Annotated in this window: 11 protein-coding genes; 6 read left to right on the top strand and 5 right to left on the bottom strand. The window is 57.3% G+C overall.

The window, feature by feature from the left end:
• The first annotated feature begins 183 nt into the window (after nt 1–183).
• Complete coding sequence (locus GSQ91_RS10910; protein ID WP_158821583.1) at nt 184–2,415, top strand: winged helix-turn-helix domain-containing protein; 2,232 nt, start codon at nt 184–186, stop codon at nt 2,413–2,415.
• Between the two features lie 139 nt (nt 2,416–2,554).
• Nucleotides 2,555–5,095: a TIM-barrel domain-containing protein gene (locus GSQ91_RS10905; RefSeq protein ID WP_158821582.1), complete on the top strand. Its 2,541-nt coding sequence runs from the start codon at nt 2,555–2,557 to the stop codon at nt 5,093–5,095.
• 31 nt (nt 5,096–5,126) lie between these two features.
• On the opposite strand, the gene GSQ91_RS10900 is transcribed toward GSQ91_RS10905, so the two are convergent.
• A complete protein-coding gene (locus tag GSQ91_RS10900) occupies nt 5,127–6,554 on the bottom strand; it encodes a C45 family peptidase (RefSeq protein ID WP_158821581.1) in 1,428 nt (475 codons plus the stop codon).
• 284 nt (nt 6,555–6,838) lie between these two features.
• Here GSQ91_RS10900 and GSQ91_RS10895 point away from each other — a divergent pair, with 284 nt between their 5' ends.
• The 3 genes from GSQ91_RS10895 to GSQ91_RS10885 are packed head-to-tail and all read left to right on the top strand — an operon-like array spanning nt 6,839 to nt 10,235.
• Nucleotides 6,839–7,186: a PadR family transcriptional regulator gene (locus GSQ91_RS10895; protein ID WP_158821580.1), complete on the top strand. Its 348-nt coding sequence runs from the start codon at nt 6,839–6,841 to the stop codon at nt 7,184–7,186.
• A 2-nt stretch (nt 7,187–7,188) separates the two neighbouring features.
• The gene (locus GSQ91_RS10890; protein WP_254064500.1) at nt 7,189–9,897 is read left to right on the top strand and encodes an ABC transporter permease; all 2,709 of its coding nucleotides are present in this window, start codon (nt 7,189–7,191) and stop codon (nt 9,895–9,897) included.
• A gap of 53 nt (nt 9,898–9,950) precedes the next feature.
• Nucleotides 9,951–10,235 (top strand): GntR family transcriptional regulator, encoded by a 285-nt coding sequence (locus GSQ91_RS10885; RefSeq protein ID WP_158821579.1) that lies wholly within the window; start codon nt 9,951–9,953, stop codon nt 10,233–10,235.
• A gap of 81 nt (nt 10,236–10,316) precedes the next feature.
• Here the strand turns inward: GSQ91_RS10885 and GSQ91_RS10880 are convergent, their stop codons facing one another.
• The 3 genes from GSQ91_RS10880 to GSQ91_RS10870 are packed head-to-tail and all read right to left on the bottom strand — an operon-like array spanning nt 10,317 to nt 14,826.
• Nucleotides 10,317–10,463: a metal-sensing transcriptional repressor gene (locus tag GSQ91_RS10880; protein ID WP_158821578.1), complete on the bottom strand. Its 147-nt coding sequence runs from the start codon at nt 10,461–10,463 to the stop codon at nt 10,317–10,319.
• Between the two features lie 4 nt (nt 10,464–10,467).
• Nucleotides 10,468–11,178: an MgtC/SapB family protein gene (locus GSQ91_RS10875; protein ID WP_158821577.1), complete on the bottom strand. Its 711-nt coding sequence runs from the start codon at nt 11,176–11,178 to the stop codon at nt 10,468–10,470.
• 57 nt (nt 11,179–11,235) lie between these two features.
• Entirely contained in the window at nt 11,236–14,826 is a 3,591-nt protein-coding gene (locus GSQ91_RS10870; protein ID WP_158821576.1) for a carboxypeptidase-like regulatory domain-containing protein, read from the bottom strand.
• Between the two features lie 422 nt (nt 14,827–15,248).
• Between GSQ91_RS10870 and GSQ91_RS10865 the strand changes: the two genes are divergently transcribed.
• On the top strand, nt 15,249–15,524 hold the full coding sequence (locus tag GSQ91_RS10865; protein ID WP_158821575.1) for a metal/formaldehyde-sensitive transcriptional repressor: 276 nt from the start codon (nt 15,249–15,251) through the stop codon (nt 15,522–15,524).
• A 20-nt stretch (nt 15,525–15,544) separates the two neighbouring features.
• Here GSQ91_RS10865 and GSQ91_RS10860 read toward each other — a convergent pair whose 3' ends face one another.
• Nucleotides 15,545–16,762 carry a VWA domain-containing protein gene (locus GSQ91_RS10860; protein ID WP_254064499.1) on the bottom strand — a complete coding sequence of 406 codons (1,218 nt, stop codon included), beginning with the start codon at nt 16,760–16,762 and terminating at the stop codon, nt 15,545–15,547.
• Nucleotides 16,763–16,943 lie beyond the last annotated feature (181 nt).

Genomic DNA, 16,943 nt, shown 5'->3' with positions numbered 1-16,943 from the left:
AAGCTACGTCGCACACCTTCGAAGAATCTCTCGCATCAGCGCAATCCTTTCGGGTCCCTTTGTCTTTCAATTTTTCATCCACAGCTAACCACCTATACAACAACAACTTAGATCCGGTTAATCATCCGATAACAAGTGCGTGCCCGTAGTGATAAAGTTTATGACGCACCTATTTCATATCCGATGCAGACGCCGGTTGCCAATTCGAGACTCACCTTCGGTCTCTATGAAGTTGATCTTCAGGCCGGCGAACTTTGGAAGGCCGGCTTTCGCATCAAGCTGCAAGGCCAACCGTTTAAGGTCCTTACCGCATTGATTGAACGCCCGGGCCAGGTGGTCTCGCGCGAGGAGCTTCAGCTTCGGCTTTGGGGCAAGGATACGGTCGTTGACTTCGACCACTCGTTAGGCACAGCCATCAATAAAATCCGGGAGGCCCTGGGCGACTCCGCCGAGAATCCCCGCTTTATTGAAACCCTCGCGCGACGCGGCTATCGCTTCATCGCCCCGGTCGGCTACCTTCCTGCAGAAGGTGTCCCCGCGCAGCAGTCTGCCACAGATCCGGCGCGATCGGCCTCAGAGTGGAACACAACACTTCCTGCCGGAGACGTATCTCCCTTAAACGATGCGACGCTCGCTACTGCAGGCGTCCAAAGCAAGCCGGATTCGACCAGTAGCGGGATTACTCAAAGAGTTCAGACCTCAGTCGCCCGTCCTTACAGATGGGCGATTGCCACAATCGGCCTCGTTTCGATGGCTGCAGTCGGCTACTTCGTGGGCTCTTCGCGCTCCACCACAGCTCCGCCGCACATCACGCAGATCACCCATGACGGTCACCTGGCACCCAGCGTCAACACCATTGAAAATCACATGGCGAGCGCGACCGATGGCGTTCGCTTGTTCGCGCCGACGCTCGAGAACGGCCATGCGGGGTTGGCAGTAGTGTCACTCTCGGGCGGCTCCGTTGCTCCTATGAGCATTCCGTCCGAGGTCGCCAGTCCGGCGCTGGGCGATATCTCCCCCGACGGTTCGCGACTACTGCTGCGCGACCACCTCTCCCCAGAATCCGAGCAGCCGCTCTGGGTAGTGCCTACTATTGGGGGCTCTCCCCTGCGTGTGGGCAACACCCTGGCTCATGATGCTACATGGATGCCCGACGGTAAAGAGATTCTCTATGCCAACGGCAACGATCTTTACCTGACCGGCAATAAACCCGAGCTCTATGCCTCGCTGCCAGGCCGCGCCTTTTGGCTGCGCTGGGAACCAAACGGCAAGCTGCTTCGGTTCAGCATGATCGATCCGATCGCGCATACCCTTTCGCTCTGGCAGCTCTCCGCCTCGGACCGCAAGCCGGTGCCAGTGCTTGCGGGGTTCACCAATCCGTCGTCCGAGTGCTGCGGCATCTGGACCAACAGTGGCCGCTCCTTTGTCTTCCAGTCCTCGCATGGCGGCAACACGGATCTCTGGAAACTCTCCGGCGAATCGACGAAGAACCCGGTGCGGCTGACCGACGGGCCACTCGAATTCCAATCTCCCGTCGCCGCGCCCAACAGCAGCCGTGTCTTCTTTTTGGGCGTCGATGCGCGCTCGGAGCTGGAACGAGTGACTCCCAACGGAGAACTCGTCCCTGAAAAAGGCTTCCTCTCCTCAGCGTTTCGTATCGACTACACTCGCGACGGCAAATGGGTCGCCTGGACCGACAGCGGCGGCCAACTCTGGCGGGCAAGCGCGGATGGAACAGAGAAGCTGCAGCTTACACCAGACACCCTGGATGTCTTCCTGGCACAGTGGTCGCCCGACGGCTCTCGACTCGCCCTAATGGCGCGAGAACCTGGCAAGGCGTGGCAGATTTACAGGGTCGGTGCGAACGGGAATGACCTCACCCCGCTCTTGAAGGAATCGCGCAACGCCGCCGACCCCTCCTGGTCGCCCGACGGCCTATCGCTTGTCTTTGGCCGCATCAACGATGCCATGGGCAAAGAAAACGCCGCACGCACTCTGCATATACTCCACCTTCCGACAAACCAGGTGGAGCAGGTCCCGGCATCGGATGGACTCTTCAGCCCACGCTGGTCGCCTGACGGCCGTTACATCGCCGCGCTCACACTCGACCAACGGCAGGTCCGGCTCTACGACGTTGCGAACCACACCTGGAAAGCGCTCTCCGTTCCCTCTGGCGCCGACCCGGTCTGGTCGTCGGACAGCCGCTCCCTCTACGTGCATGGCTCGCTCGACCCTGCACAGCCCATCTATCGTGTGAGCATCCCCGAGGGCCACGTGCAGGAGGTCGTCCGGCTCGCGGACTCGCGTGAGAACGATGCAGTGGACTACGTCTTCGGCGGGTTGACCCAGGACAATACGCCGCTGATTCGCGCCCGCATCTTTGCCGGAAACTTCTACTCACTCGACGTAAAGTAACTCGGCAAGCCCCCTATACACCTTTATCTATTGCGATAACTTACTGATCGAAAAGCGCTTATCTGTTGATTCAAAAATGAGCAACTGAGGGCGCATCTTGCATTGCGGTGATGCCTAGTGAATGCAGACTCTTACACCCATGTCTGCTTTGGCCCCGACGAAGAATCTGTTCTACCTCGCCGCCTGTGCTCTTTCTCTGGCGATCTTTAACACGAGCTCAATCGCTCAATCCGCGCCAGCTACGCTCAGCAGCCCCAAAGCTGTCACCGAGCCACTGCAGGGACTTGCGCATACGGCAAGCGGCATTGAACTCTCGAATGCGGCATCGACGCTAATGATCGACGCCATGCGGCCGGATGTTCTTCGGGTACGAATCTATCCCAAGGGGCATCCTGCCGAAGACGCCTCCTGGGCCGTGCTGCCGGAGGCCCGCAAGGCGCGTGTCTCGGTTACCTCTGAAGCTGCGGGCTTCAGCACTTCGGCGCTGCGCATAGCAGTGGATGCCAATCTTGGTGTGTCTGTGTCCGATCTCGCCGGGAACGTGCTTCAAAGTGACGCGGCTCCGGTTGGGTGGGATGGGACTGGGTTCAAGGTGAGCAAGCAGAAGACCGGCGACGACCACTTCTTCGGCCTCGGCGACAAGCCCGGCCCGCTGGACCGTGCCGGTCAATCTTTTGTGATGTGGAACAGCGACACCTTCGGTTGGCAGGAGTCGACTGACCCTATCTACAAGTCGATTCCCTTCTTCCTGGAGATGCACGGCGGCCGGACGATTGGAATTCTCTTCGACAACACCTTCCGTACCTACTTCGACTTCGGCCACGAGCGCGCCGATCGCTATACCTTCAGCGCTCCGGACGGCCCACTCGACTACTACCTGCTCTATGGCCCCGAGCCGAAACGCGTCGTCGAGACTTATGCCTGGCTCACCGGCCCAACACCGCTGCCGCCGCTCTGGGCACTCGGCTTTCAGCAGTCGCGCTATACCTATATACCGCGCACCAGGGTAGAAGAGATCGCCTCACGCCTGCGTGCCGACAAGATTCCCTCCGACGCAATCTATCTCGACATCGATTACCAGAACCACAATCGTCCCTTCACCATTGATTCCGCGAGCTTCCCCGATTTCCCTGGTCTCATTCACGAACTTGCAGCAGAGCACTTCCACACAGTTCTCATCACCGATCCACACATCGCCTATCTGCCCAACCAAGGCTATATGGCCTACGACACCGGCAAAGCGGGCGACCACTTCGTAAAACACAACGGACAGGATTATGTAGGTCCCGTTTGGCCGGGCCCTTCCGTCTTTCCTGACTTCACTCGCAAACAGACACGCGAATGGTGGGGCACACTTTACAAGGACTTCGTCGACGATGGGGTTGCTGGCTTCTGGAACGATATGAATGAGCCAGCCGTCTTTGTCTATCCCAGCAAAACCATGCCAGACGATGTGCAGCACCGCATCGAGGATCCCGGCTTCGCGCCGCGGACCGCAACACACCTCGAGATCCACAATGTGTACGGCCTGGAGAACTCGCGTGGCACGCGGGATGGCCTGCTCGCGCTTCAGCCTAATGTGCGGCCCTTTGTACTGACTCGCGCCACTTATGCCGGCGGCCAACGCTATGCAGCAACCTGGACCGGCGACAACTCGTCGACCTGGAACCACCTTCGCCAAACGACTCCACAGATTCTTAACCTTGGGTTGAGTGGTTTCTCCATGTCTGGTGCGGATGTTGGCGGCTTTGCCGGTTCACCACCGCCCGATCTGCTCACACGCTGGTTGATGCTGGCCGCGTTCCAACCCATCGACCGCGACCACGCCGCCAAAGGCACGCGCGACCATGAACCATGGGTCGATGGCCCGGTGCAGGAAGACATTCGCCGCCGCTACATTGAAGAGCGCTACCGGCTGATGCCCTATCTCTACACCACCGCCGAGGAGACCTCACGCGATGGCGTTCCGATTCTCCGTCCACTCTTTCTGGAGTTCCCGCATGCAACGAGCGACGATCATCCGCTCGACCAGGATGCTCCAGGCGAGTTCTTCTTTGGGTCGTCGATCCTGGTGGCAGACTCCCCCTCACCGGAAGAGGTTGCGCCCTACACCGTCAGCCTGCCGTCGGGCCTCTGGTACAACTACTGGACCGGCGAGAAGCTTGACCGGCGCGCTTCCATCGGCACGCGCGATCTCGAAATCCGTGATCCGACGGCAACGGCCACTCCTGCGTTGCCCCCGATCACGGTACAGCCCGGCCCGGGAGATCTGCCGCTCTACGTTCGCGGAGGGTCGATTATTCCGATGCAGCCGCTGGTACAGTCCACCGACGAAAAGCCCAGCGGACCGCTAACCCTGCGCGTATTTCCTGGCGATAACTGCCATGGCGATCTCTACCAGGACGACGGTATGAGTTTCGACTACCGCAAGGGCGCGTACCTGCGCCTGCACTTCACCTGCAGCGTCGGTGCAGATGGCTCACTGAGTGTTGATATCCCAAAGCGCGAAGGCAACTTTACTCCGTGGTGGACAGCGTTTCGCATTGAAGCTGTTGGCTGGACGTCTTCGGCGACACAGGTCAGCATCGACGGACACAGTGCAGCGCTCGAACACACCAAGCTGGGATGGGCCGCTACAGTCAGCGACACCGGCAAACCGCTGGTTGTTGTCTTCCACTGAAGTTAGGTCAGATAGCAGTGAAGGATGTCGATCATCTCTGCGCGACTGTAGACGGTGCAAACTCACCCGCCGAAAACGTCGTCCATGGTCCGGCCTTCATGTCGTGCAAAATTGGTTTCTGCCACGCAAACTCCGAATGCTTCTCAAGGAACGGAGCGGCGATGAAGTCTTCGCCACAGGGATGGCCAGCGCGTGCGATGAAGCTCATATTGGCGGCCATGTCGGCATCCATGACCTTGCCGGTGACTGCGCCCGAAGGTGAGAATGGCGGATTGCCCCAGACCGGTTCGCCTTCCGTGGAGAGCTCTTCGTGGCCGCAAAGCGAACGTTTGCCGGCGTCCACTTTCTTCTCGTAGCTATCGTAGTGGTCGGAGAGATACGCTTCCGCAAGGGCTGTGTCCAGCTGTCCATAATGCTTCTGCACAAAAGCCTCAGCGGTCACATGCCGCGCGTTCATCGAGCTCGACATGTTCTTTGGATCGAAGCCGGGCGTGTCGTCGCGGATCACATCGGGGTCCCATGCGTAGTTCGCGCTGACGAAGTAGCCATCCTTCTTGCGCTTGAGAGGTGTGTGCTTGAGGCCGAGCTCGAGGTAAGCAATCTCGCCAGTCTTTCGATCGCCGATCATCCAGGAGTTCGCGTAGCCGCCGTTGTTGCCCTTGCGCATGATCTCGGCGTACTCGTCGATGGAGTTCGCATACTGCATGGCTTTGCGCGAACGCTCGAACTCCGGGACGCCGTTGACGTCGAAGCCCGCGGCCATAGGCAGCGTAGTCTCGGTGATCATCAGACCGGCGGCATTGACGCCGAAGTCATCCTGGCTGGTGATGAAACCGGGCGCGCCGTCCATCAGCATGTGCTGTCCCTTCGCAGGGACGATGTCGAAGACGACGGTCCAGCGCTCGCCTTCCGCATAGCTCGACCAGTTGCTGTGCGCGATCACGATCTTGCCGTCCTTGGTGGCAGAGCCGGTGGCGATGAATGCGCTGCACTTGCCGGGGGCTGCAGCCGCGGGTGGGTTGGGCTTCTGCTGTTGCGCATTGAGCATCGGCAAGTAGTAGCCGGTTAGCTCTTCATTTCCATTGATAGCTACGACATCCCAAAGGTCGGTCTTTGAGCCTGCGGCCTTGAGCCCTGCGGCGATCCCCTTGAGCTCAGCCTGATACTCGGGATCGAGGTGCGGCCACAGAATGGTGCGCGCGGCCTCGCGAAAGAACGACCAATCCTTTTGATCGAGGTTCGGCGCTTCTACCGCATAGACGTGAACGTTGTCATCGATCTCTTTGGCGAGCAAGTACCCGTGCTGAAAACCAATCTGCTCCGGTGTGCCGGCAAGATGGACATACGTCCAGCCGCCTTGATTCGCCTTGTAACCGCCGGCAAGGCGCGGATCGTGCGTAGACCGCGCGGAGGCGCTGAGTGCGGAAACGGCAAGAAGAACAACGGCGGCAACGCGCATGACGAACTCCTGGATGTACTTGAGAGGGGATGGAAACCCGTGTGTCCAGATTGTAAGCCGAAGAGCGCGTCGAGCACTACACCCGCCGAGTGCACTTATTCATAAGGCACGCCCTGTTGAAACTGAAGTATCCCATCCTTTCCCGAACAGCCCGGCAGAATATCCCCCCCCCCAGAATGTCAGTCATGACTTGGTTCTGATCACCTGCAATTAGCGTTTGGGCACATTTCACTTGACAAACAAGTAGACAAAGAATGACTCTTTCATAAAGAGAGATCACTGGGATGTCAAGTAGAGAGAACGACTCGATTCAACTTCTTCAAGGAACGCTAGATCTCATTGTCCTGCGCACTCTTGCCAGCATGGGCTCACAGCACGCCTACCAGATAGCAAAGCGGCTAGAGCAAGTCTCCGGCAATCTTCTCAATCTCAATCAAGGCACGCTCTATCCAGCACTGGTACGTCTCGAGCAATACGGATGGATCAAGGGCACCTGGGGGAAAACGGAAAACAACCGGGAAGCTAAATACTATGCAATTACCCGGACCGGCCAGAACGCGCTTGGCAAAGAAACCCAGCGATGGAGAAGGATGGCTGGTCTGGTCGAAAAGCTTCTCGTTGAGGAGTCCTAAAGATGAGATATCTAAGGCGCATCTTTCTCAGATTCTTTGGCCTCTTCGCCAATTCCAAAGCAGAAGCCGAGTTGGATAGGGAGATTACTGCTCATCTTCAGTTGTTGGAAGACGACTTTCTGGATCGAGGCGTGACTCCAGAAGAGGCCCGACGAGCGGCCAGGCGCGCCTATGGAGGAGTGGAGCAGGTGAAGCAACTGCACCGCAACGAACGAGCCTACCAAGGTCTGGCCAGCACTGTGATGGACGTGCAATATACCTTGCGGCAGTTGCGTAAATCTCCAGGATTTACTCTCACGGCAATTCTTATGCTGGCATTCGGAATTGGCGCTACGACTGCCGTCTTCTCGATCGTCGAAGGAGTTTTGCTGCGCCCGCTTCCGTTTGCCGATCCCGATCACCTGGTTATCCTTGGCGATAATCTCGCCGGATCGTCCTGGGACCAAGCTAGCGTCACTGCTCCAGATATCCGCAACTATATGCGCGACACGCATAGCTTTCTCCACCTCGGCGGCTATCAGGGGAAAGGTTTTGAGCTGTCCGGTACCGGAGACCCGGTGCGTGTCGATGCGACGAGAATGAGCGGAGAGGTATTTCCGGCCCTGGCTATCGCGCCGCTTTTGGGGCGTTGGTTTTCCCAGCAGGAAGACGATCAGGATCAGCTAGTAGCCGTACTAAGTTATGGCATGTGGCGCGAACGCTTTCATGGCGACGAGAAGATTCTTGGGACGAAGATTCTTCTTGATCGCAAGCCTTATCTCGTGATCGGGGTCATGCCTCCTGATTTTGAGTTTCCCCTGCCGCCCGGCCACGTAAATAGAAGTGAACTTTGGGTTCCGCTAAGCCCTGAGCCAGAGGAATTCACCGCGGGCTTCGCGGCATCCTGGAACTCTCGTATGGTGGGGCGACTTAAACCTGGAATTACGCCTGCACAAGCACAGAACGATGCCCAGGTGGTAGCTGAAGAGACGATGCGTAACTATCCGGGGTTTATGCGAAGTCTTCGTATTCGATCCAACGTGAAGCTCTTGCAGGAAGACACCGTGGCACAGGCCCGTCCGTTGGTGCATACGCTGCTGATTGCAGTGGCAACTGTTTTGCTGATCGCATGCGCGAATCTGGCTGGCCTGCTTCTGGTGCGCTCGATTCGCAGGAGGAGAGAGATTGCCGTTCGTCTTGCTCTGGGCGCACGCGCCGCTATGATTCTGCGGCAAGCCATGGTGGAAAGCCTGGTGTTGAGTATCACCGGAGGTCTAGTCGGATTAGTATTTGCCGCGGCCTGCATTCGGATCGGCATCAGCCTGCTGCCGGAGACATTGCCGCGAATCCACGCGATCTCATTGGATTGGCCTGTCATCGCCTTTGCTCTTGGCCTCGCCGTCGTGACAGGTCTAGTCTGCGGACTAGCGCCTGCATTCGCAGCCATACGGACCAGCGTAAACGAGACCTTGAAGGAGGGTGGACGAACCGGCACTCCGGGTAGTGGACACGGGAGGCTGCGTTCCATGCTCGTTGTTGCGGAGATCTCCGTCGCACTGGTTCTACTCTCGGCTTCCGGGTTGCTATTGCGCAGCTTTGAGAAGATGCGCCAGGTCGACCTTGGCTTTCGGGTGGACCACACGCTCTCCGCGTTTTATATCCTCCCCCATGAGCGATATAGGGTTCAGTCTGCAGTCGATGGCTTTACGGACGCCTTGCTTCGGAATCTACGGCAACTGCCTGGGATCAAAGCTGCGGGCATCTCCTCCTCACTGCCCGCTGTAGGTGATGGCGGAGGGCTCTCAATCATTGTGGAAGGGCATGTCCCGCAGAAAGGCGCGGGACTGAATATGGCAACGGTATCGCAGATGCAGGGCGATCCCTTTCAGGCGCTCGGGATCCGCTTGCTGCGGGGACGATTCTTCACGGAATCAGACAAAGTGGATTCTCAACCCGTTACGATCGTGAACCGGAAGTTGGCCGAACATTTCTGGCCCGGTCAGAACCCTATCGGAAAACGGCTGCGCCGCGGTATGCCAGAGACTCCGACTCCCTGGTTGACGGTAGTGGGCATAGTGGATGACGTAAAGCTCGGATCGCCCGATGGCGAGACTGCAGAACAGTTCTATCAACCTGCAGCCCAACTAGTCGTCTCAGAAGGGGCCTTTGCTTCGGCTGGTGAGTTGACCGCAACCTACGGATATATCGTATTGCACACCGACTTACCTCCCGAGCAAATGGAGAACTCGCTTCGCGCAGCAGTACGAAGTATCGATCCTCAGCTCCCCCTTATCGAGATGCAGACGATGGAGCACGTGATCTCGGGTAGCGAAGCTCCGCGCTTGTTCAATACTGTGCTGATTTCAGCCTTTGCGACGATTGCGTTACTGCTGGCTGTGCTGGGGATTTATAGCGTCATCGCATTTTCGGTTGCTTTGCGAGAGCAGGAGATGGCGATACGTATGGCGCTCGGCTGTCAGCGCCAGGGGGTACTCCACCTTGTTCTTCTCTCCGCCGCGAAGCTCGGCGCGATCGGATGTCTCTTAGGACTCCTGGCCGCAACAGCCGTATCTCATCTTTTGCGTTCCTTTCTCTTTGGAGTCAGCCCGTTCGATCCACTGGTGCTAACGCTTTCTGCTTTCGCCATGTTGTCGTTTGCGCTCGCAGCATCTGCTCTTCCTGCGACGCGCGCAGCGAAGATAGATCCCATGATCGCCTTGCGGGGCGACTGAGAGCCTTGTGCCCAAGACGTAACGCACGGACCTGCCGTGAAGAGGAGGAAGATTTGGCGCACCATGCGAACCGGCCCGAGAGAGTGGCCATTACAGATTGCAGCCTGAATCGTCAGAGCTTCGTTCCGCTCTACCAACAGATCAAAGATCTGCTATTGGATCGAATGGAACATGGAGAACTTGTCGCCGGCGATCTGATTCCATCGGAAGCAAAGCTTGGGGCCGCGTTTGAGGTCCACCGCCTGACAGTGAGGCAGGCTCTTTACGAGCTTCGCATGGAAGGTTACGTCATTCGCGAGAAGGGCCGCGGCACATTTGTCAGAGGGTCTGCCGTCTAGCTACATGTTGTCTAACAATGCAAACATGTGCCTTGATCGAGCTGACGATTGTGGGCTGTCGACTTGCGCAAAATCGCCAAGTCACTCAGCAACTCGCTGCAGCAGGAGTGTGAAATCGGGTTCTGCATTCAGAGACCGCTCCAGGGCGGCGAGCTGCCCCTGAATGCGCCGAAGCCGCGCGGCAATGCGTTGATTGCGGCGTTCAAGTACTGAGAGTGTTTTGTTCATCGTCTTACTCCATTGAGGCTTGAACAACCGACCAGCTTAGGTTGGAGACATCATCTTCCATCGAGAGCCGCATTACGACTTGTTCCAGAGCCTCATTGTTCCGGCCAGCAGTCATGACTTCTGCTCGGATGTGCGTCTGGTCGTCCACATCATCGTGTTCGCCGTGGATCGACTGAAGCGTCACGGGCAGATTGTTGATCGTCGAAAGCAACAACGAGCGAATGTGCGCTGCACCGGATACCCTGCAGGCCACGCGGATTTCATACAGCGTCTCCACTGGAGTGGCTTCCGGAAGAACAGGATGCAGGCGATAGGCGAGTGGGCGCAGCACCATGTTGGTAAGCAGTACGGCCGCTGCCAGAACCAAGGCAAGATTGAGAGAACCCAGTCCAGACAAGGCACCTATTGCCGCCGAGCACCAGATCGTGGCAGCGGTGTTAAGTCCGCGTACGTTCCCACCCTCTTTGAAGATGACTCCCGCTCCAAGAAACCCGACGCCCGAGACGACATAGGAGACGATTCGACCTCTTGCAGAGGGATCATTGTCCAGCAGCAAACCGCACATCACAAACGCCGCGGCACCGGCAGCTACAAGAGCATTTGTCCTGGTTCCGGCCATGCGCTGACGCCATTGCCGTTCCAGCCCGACTAATGCACCCATCGCAATCGCGAGCAACAAACGAAGAGCAAATTGAACTGTACTGATTCCGATCATGTCTTTCTCCGTTCTCTTGATCTCACAAATGAGGGAGGCGGCGCCTCCCTCATTCTGTTAAAACCGGAGTTTCGCTGCGATTTGTCCGATGCGTGGATCGGCAGCCCGCAAAACCTGGCCGAAAGAAGTGTCTCCAATATTTCCGTCGACCGATCCATTCGGGTAGAACTGCGCGTGGTTGAACACATTGAACATCTCCAGCCGAAGCTCAAGAGAGCGTGTTTCGGTAAAGTTGGTCACCTTATGGAGCGCCATGTCGTAGTTGTCGATACCCGGGCCGTAGAACATGCGGCGCTTCGAGTTCCCCTGTGTTCCCAGAGCATTTGGCGTGAACGCAGAGATGTTGAAGTACGGCTTGCCATTGCGAGGATTGTGATTGAGCTTGTAGCCCGTGCCATCGTAGTTGGGCATATCGATACTTGTCGCATTGACGCCATTGTTCTGGACCTGCACGAGGTAGTTATCGCTTGAACTTGCAAACGTAACCGGCAATCCGGAAGCCAGGCGGGTGATCCCTGATAACGCCCAGCCGCTTGTGAAGCGGTTCGGATGGAATAGATGATCGATCGGCAGGTCGTAGTTATAACTCACGACGAAGTCATGCTTGAGGTCGAAAGCCGAGATGCCATCGAGCCGATGGTAGTCGTAGGGATCAACCTGCTCCTGAATACTGGAAGTCTGATCGTACGACTTGGAGTAGGTGTAGCTGGCAAGAAAACTTAGCGGTCCCGTGGTTCGCTTGAGCGTTACCTGCAGGGCGTTGTACTCCGAGTCACCCATATTTTCGTAGTACGCGTCGGTGCCTATCTGGTTCGGAAAGGGTCCACGCGTTCCATTGACGACCGTTCCATTCGCGCGAGTAAAGACCAGATTCTCCTCGAATGGCCCACAGGTCGGAGAGCCGGGCGCGACCTCTGAAGATTGACTGAGGCTAAGACAGAGCGCGGGGTTACCGGGGTTTGCGCTTCGAACCGTCAGAAGGTGCCTTCCCAGTGAGCCGACGTAGCCAATACTAAGAAGCGAATTGGCGCCGATCTGCCGATCAACGGTGAGGTCGTACTGCATGGCATAACCGGTCTTGTTTTTGTAATAGACACTACCGGCTCCGCTGATCGGGTAATAGCGGCTCCAATCGACGGATTTATCCGGATTGGTCGGAGAGACGTTGTAGGAAGGCACTTGAACCGGAAACTGTTGCAGGTACTGTGTGCCCGAAAGCGCGCCAATGAAGGGTGTCTCCATAATCGGAGATTCCGGGCTGGTATAGGTCAGCCCATACGGCGGATTGCCGGTTGGATAAGCGACGGTGAGTCCCTGGGGTGCAGTGACAAATCGCCCTCCACCCAGCCGGATACTTGTCTTTCCAGGACCACCCGTAAGTGCCCCCAGAAAGCCACTGGAGGCGCTGGGAGAATACGCTACGCCGAAGCGGGGTGAGAAGTTATCCAGGGGCGTCGGAGCGATCCCGGCAGGAATCTTGTGCCCATCCGGAAGGACATCGCCGGGAACAAGATAACCCTGAGGAGCTCCTGGAAAGGTCTGGGATTGCGCTCCCAGGACAAAGGTCGTTATCTGGTGATACTTCTCCGCCCATGGCGTGACGTAATCCCAACGCAGGCCATAGTTGAAGGTAAGGTTCGGACGAATGCGATAGCTGTCTTGCGCGAATAAGTCGCCGTTTGCTGCCCGTTCATAGAAGCTCGGCGAGGATTGTTGAGAATAAAAGTCAGGTAGACCGAGCAGGAAGTCCGCGTAGTCGTTCCCCGTAGTTTGATTGCCAGAGGCAAAGAAGGAGTAGGTGCCATTGGCCACGAGATTCGGATCCTGTTTGACGCGATACCAGATGTAACGCCCACCGAACTTGAACGTATGGTTGCCAGCTGTGCGTGTAAGCGAGTTAGACAGATCGTAGTTACTGTTCACCTGAACGAGTGAAAAAGGATTGGTCCCAATGGAGAAACCATTGAAGAAGAGGCCCTCTACTCCCGCCTGAGAGGGGAAGCCCTGAATAATACCCTCACCTCCGGATTGAATGCCCTGATCGGCGAGTGTGACACCCACTCCACCTTTGGGTACACCAATATTGTTATCGAGGCGCGTGATGCCAAAGCGGGCCTCGTTGACGGCTTTGACACCGAATGTGTGGATGTTGCTGAAGACGAGAGTCTGGTCGGTGCCAAAGGATGCTGCGTCATACGCAAAGCCATTGCCTGGGAGCGTCGCGCCACCGAGTCCGCTGGGATAGGGATTGTCGAGGTTATATCGATCATTGAAGTAGTAGATCGAGGACGTGCCAAGGTGCGTGGAGTTGAAGTCCACCCGGCCCGCAGCCTTGTTATCGTTGATGCGCTCTTTATACGCACCCGTCGAAAACTGGCTTACACCGACGTTGGGTTCAGGGATGTACTGCAACATTCGCGTGGGGGCTGCTCCCCATGCATTTCTTGGAACGATGCCGTTCGGAAAAACTTTGGAGAACGGTTCTCCCTGTGTGACCTGATAGCCAAGCCGCTGCGTAAGAATCTGGGCAAGATAGGAACCATTGACTGTTCCTGTAAACGCAGAAGCCGCGCCAAAATCTCCGTTGCGATTCGCCATCGAAGGCACGCTGACGAAGCCGGTCTCGATGCCTTGAATGTAACGCTGCCCCTGGTAGTCCGCAAAAAAGAAGATCTTGTCAGGATGAATCGGGCCTCCGAAGGTGCCACCATATTGGTTTTGGTGAAAGGCTGCGCGTTCTGGCGAGAAGTAGTTTCGCGCGTCCAGATGAGTATTGCGGAAGAACTCGAAGATGTTTCCGTGGTAACTGTTCGTGCCGGATTTAGTGACGACGTTGATGATTCCGCCTGTGAAGCTGCCATACTCCGCGTCTACATTGCTCGAAAGAATGCGGAACTCCGCAATCGAATCGAGGTTGGGGATGATTCCGGCCTGCTGTCCGATGGTCTCCTCCACACTCACACCGTTGAGATAGAAGGCGTTGTCGGATTCGCGCTGGCCGTTGATAGAGAACTGCCCTGTGTTGGCCTCTCCTGCGGCAGGCACCGTACCGAAGCCGCCCCCGGAGCTGCTGTTGCCGGCTCCACTGGTTGTAACGGGCGAGACGCCGGCCTGCACCGCGAGCAGGTCTGTGTAGCTCCGTCCGTTCAGGGGAATATCGACCACTTGCTTGCTCTCGATCGTCTGCCCGATCTGCGTGTCGGTGGTGTGGACTTCGGCAGTATTCTCGATCACGTTAATGGTCTGGTTGGCATCGGCGACCTGCAGAACCACATCGATCGTCAGGGCAGTGTTTACATCGATCTTCAAGTTCGCGGTTTGCCGATAGGGGCTGAAGCCATCGGCTGTCACATCGAGTTCATACTGACCTACGGGAACGGCTGCAAAGGTGAAGACGCCATCGTTCCCGGTCACAGCATTTTGCTTCACTCCGTTTGCTGGATTCACCAGTACAACCTGGCTATTGGGGATCAGTGCGCCGCTCGCATCTTTGACCGCACCCGCGATGCGGCCTCCTGTTTGCGCGGCGAGAAGCTGCGGTGAAAACGTGCAGGCGAGGAACAAAAGCAAGAGGGAGATACGGCGGAAAGGCTGTGGGAAGCCATGGATCCCCTTAAGGATTGGGTGCGATTTACATAAAAACGACATAGTACGTCTCCGCGACGTTTTAGACACACGTCGAGCATTCTGGCGGAGCCTCTGCAGGGCTCGCCAGTGAGTATTGCGCCTGACCATGCAGGCCTTCAGTTGTTACGGAGCTTGTTCGGGAAGCTCGCGCTGTGAGCGGAGACTCTCATGCTGCGAGCGAAGCGCATTGTGCGGTTTCACATGCAGCGAGGAGTTGCCACTGGCCTCCGGCTAGGCGGAGGCTCGCTTGGGACTGGGTCGTTCATCGTTCCTCCTTGCGCATCGAGGCACGCCGTTCAGGCCGTAGTTTCACGCGCTCCAATGACAGGTCCTATGATGTGGTGAGCGGAATTTTGCTTATAGATAGTTGCAGCTCTCCTGCGAGGGATGCCCCTCACCTGTCACTTTATATCATACCCCCCTAGGATATACATAAGGATTCCATGCCGGAACTAGACAAAGAGAAACAGAAGCTTGTGGCACGTATCAAACGGATTCGCGGACAGGTCGATACCATCGAACGATCGCTCACCACAGGAGATGACTGCGCCGATGTTCTTATGTTGCTGGCGAATGTGCGCGGTGGGATTAACAGTCTGATGGCCGAAGTGCTTGAAGATCACATACGGCATCACCTGCTCTCGCCCGAGCGGAGTTCCGTTCCACCTCACGAATTAGCCGAAGATCTGGTCGACCTGGTCAGGGCCTATCTGAAGTAAGGATCCGTTGATGACTCGCCCTAAGGTTTGTTCGCAGGCTGCGGTGATGGCGCTGGTGTATCGTCGTCGACCCAATAGCTGCTTCGGGCCTCTACGACGAGGTCGGTGTAGTTCTTCAGTTTCAGGTCGACGGCATGCAGCCCCGGGTGCGGCGACTGGGGATGGAAGGTTAAGACATAGCGGTTCGGGATGTGGTTGGAGATGGTGAAGAGGTCGCGCTGCAGCGTCTTGGCGTCCTTGTACTTGAAGTGTTCGCCGCCGGTGAGTTTGGCTACGTTCTCTGATGCGTTGGAACGCAGGGCGTTGCGGGCCGCGATCTCAGCCATCTTCGCCAGCCGCAGCGGTGGCAGGAGCTCGGCGAGGCAGTCGAAGTTTTGCGTGGCGCGGCCTTCGTAGGTGGCCGGGTCGGCGTTGGGGTCTTTGCTGAAGCAGCCGTGAGGAGGTCCGGGCTCTGTCGAGCTAAGCTTCGAGGCCTCGTGCTTGATCTCGCCCTTAGTGCTGGAAAAACCCACGCTGTAGATCGCGGTGTTGGTGTCGCTAATGGCTTTCAGCGCGTCTTCTAGCGTGGTGTGGCTGCCGTGGTCGATGGTCTCACTGAGCAGCAGAATCGCGCGCCGGTAGGTGGTTGGCTGTTTGCGCAGCATATCGACGGCGTACGAAAGAGCATCGAACATGGCGTCCTTCTGGTCGCCGGGATCGAGGTCGGCGAGAACGCCGGCCACGCCGTCTATGTTGCGAGTAAAGTTCTGCAGCAACTGCGGCTCACTGTCGAATCCGACGACGGCCACACGGTGAGGGACACCGCCGAGCATGTCGTCGAGTATGGGTGAGAGGTTGCGGTAATCGGCTAGATGTTGAGCGCCGTCGCTGCCGGTCTCGACGAGGACAACGAGCGCCAGCGGCTGGTTGCCGGTGTCCTCTTCGAGCGTGAGCTTCTGCTCGATGCCATCGTCGGTGAGGATGAAATCGTTGGCCTTAAGGGTGTAAACCAGTTGCCCTGATTTGGTCTTGACCAGCGCTGGAACGACCACCAACGACGAGTGGATGGTGATGGAAGCCGCCTGTGAATCTGGCTGTTGATCGGGCTCGGCGGGGGGCGACGCGGGGGTTTGCGCCAGCAGAGCTGGCATCCCCAGAAGCGCGATGGCGGCAAGGAGCTTCATGAACACGCTGGGGTTAGTGTAAATGGAGCCAACTCGCAGCAGAGCGCTGAAAGCACGATCTATCGGTGGCAGCACGATAGGTCGCCCCTTCAGGGCTCAACATTTTTAGACTCCATTACCCAGGGTTTCACCCTGGGCTGTGATAGCGTCGCCCCTTCGGGGCTTGGGTTTGTGCCTGATCGGGTGGTTATGCCATCCATTTAGAATTTTAGAGTTGCCGAGCACCCAATAGGGAACTGCTTCCTATGAGGAAAGC

Origin of the sequence: Granulicella sp. S156 (assembly GCF_009766105.1) — a bacterium.
Classification (GTDB): Bacteria; Acidobacteriota; Terriglobia; order Terriglobales; family Acidobacteriaceae; genus Granulicella.
This window is presented reverse-complemented; position numbering and strand designations above follow the sequence as displayed.

Coding starts and splice junctions, on each gene's coding strand:
- GSQ91_RS10910 (WP_158821583.1), top strand. CDS start 184: ATGCAGACGCCGGTTGCCAATTCGAGACTCACCTTCGGTCTCTATGAA.
- GSQ91_RS10870 (WP_158821576.1), bottom strand. CDS start 14,826: ATGTCGTTTTTATGTAAATCGCACCCAATCCTTAAGGGGATCCATGGC.
- GSQ91_RS10895 (WP_158821580.1), top strand. CDS start 6,839: ATGTCAAGTAGAGAGAACGACTCGATTCAACTTCTTCAAGGAACGCTA.
- GSQ91_RS10900 (WP_158821581.1), bottom strand. CDS start 6,554: ATGCGCGTTGCCGCCGTTGTTCTTCTTGCCGTTTCCGCACTCAGCGCC.
- GSQ91_RS10875 (WP_158821577.1), bottom strand. CDS start 11,178: ATGATCGGAATCAGTACAGTTCAATTTGCTCTTCGTTTGTTGCTCGCG.
- GSQ91_RS10880 (WP_158821578.1), bottom strand. CDS start 10,463: ATGAACAAAACACTCTCAGTACTTGAACGCCGCAATCAACGCATTGCC.
- GSQ91_RS10905 (WP_158821582.1), top strand. CDS start 2,555: ATGTCTGCTTTGGCCCCGACGAAGAATCTGTTCTACCTCGCCGCCTGT.
- GSQ91_RS10890 (WP_254064500.1), top strand. CDS start 7,189: ATGAGATATCTAAGGCGCATCTTTCTCAGATTCTTTGGCCTCTTCGCC.
- GSQ91_RS10865 (WP_158821575.1), top strand. CDS start 15,249: ATGCCGGAACTAGACAAAGAGAAACAGAAGCTTGTGGCACGTATCAAA.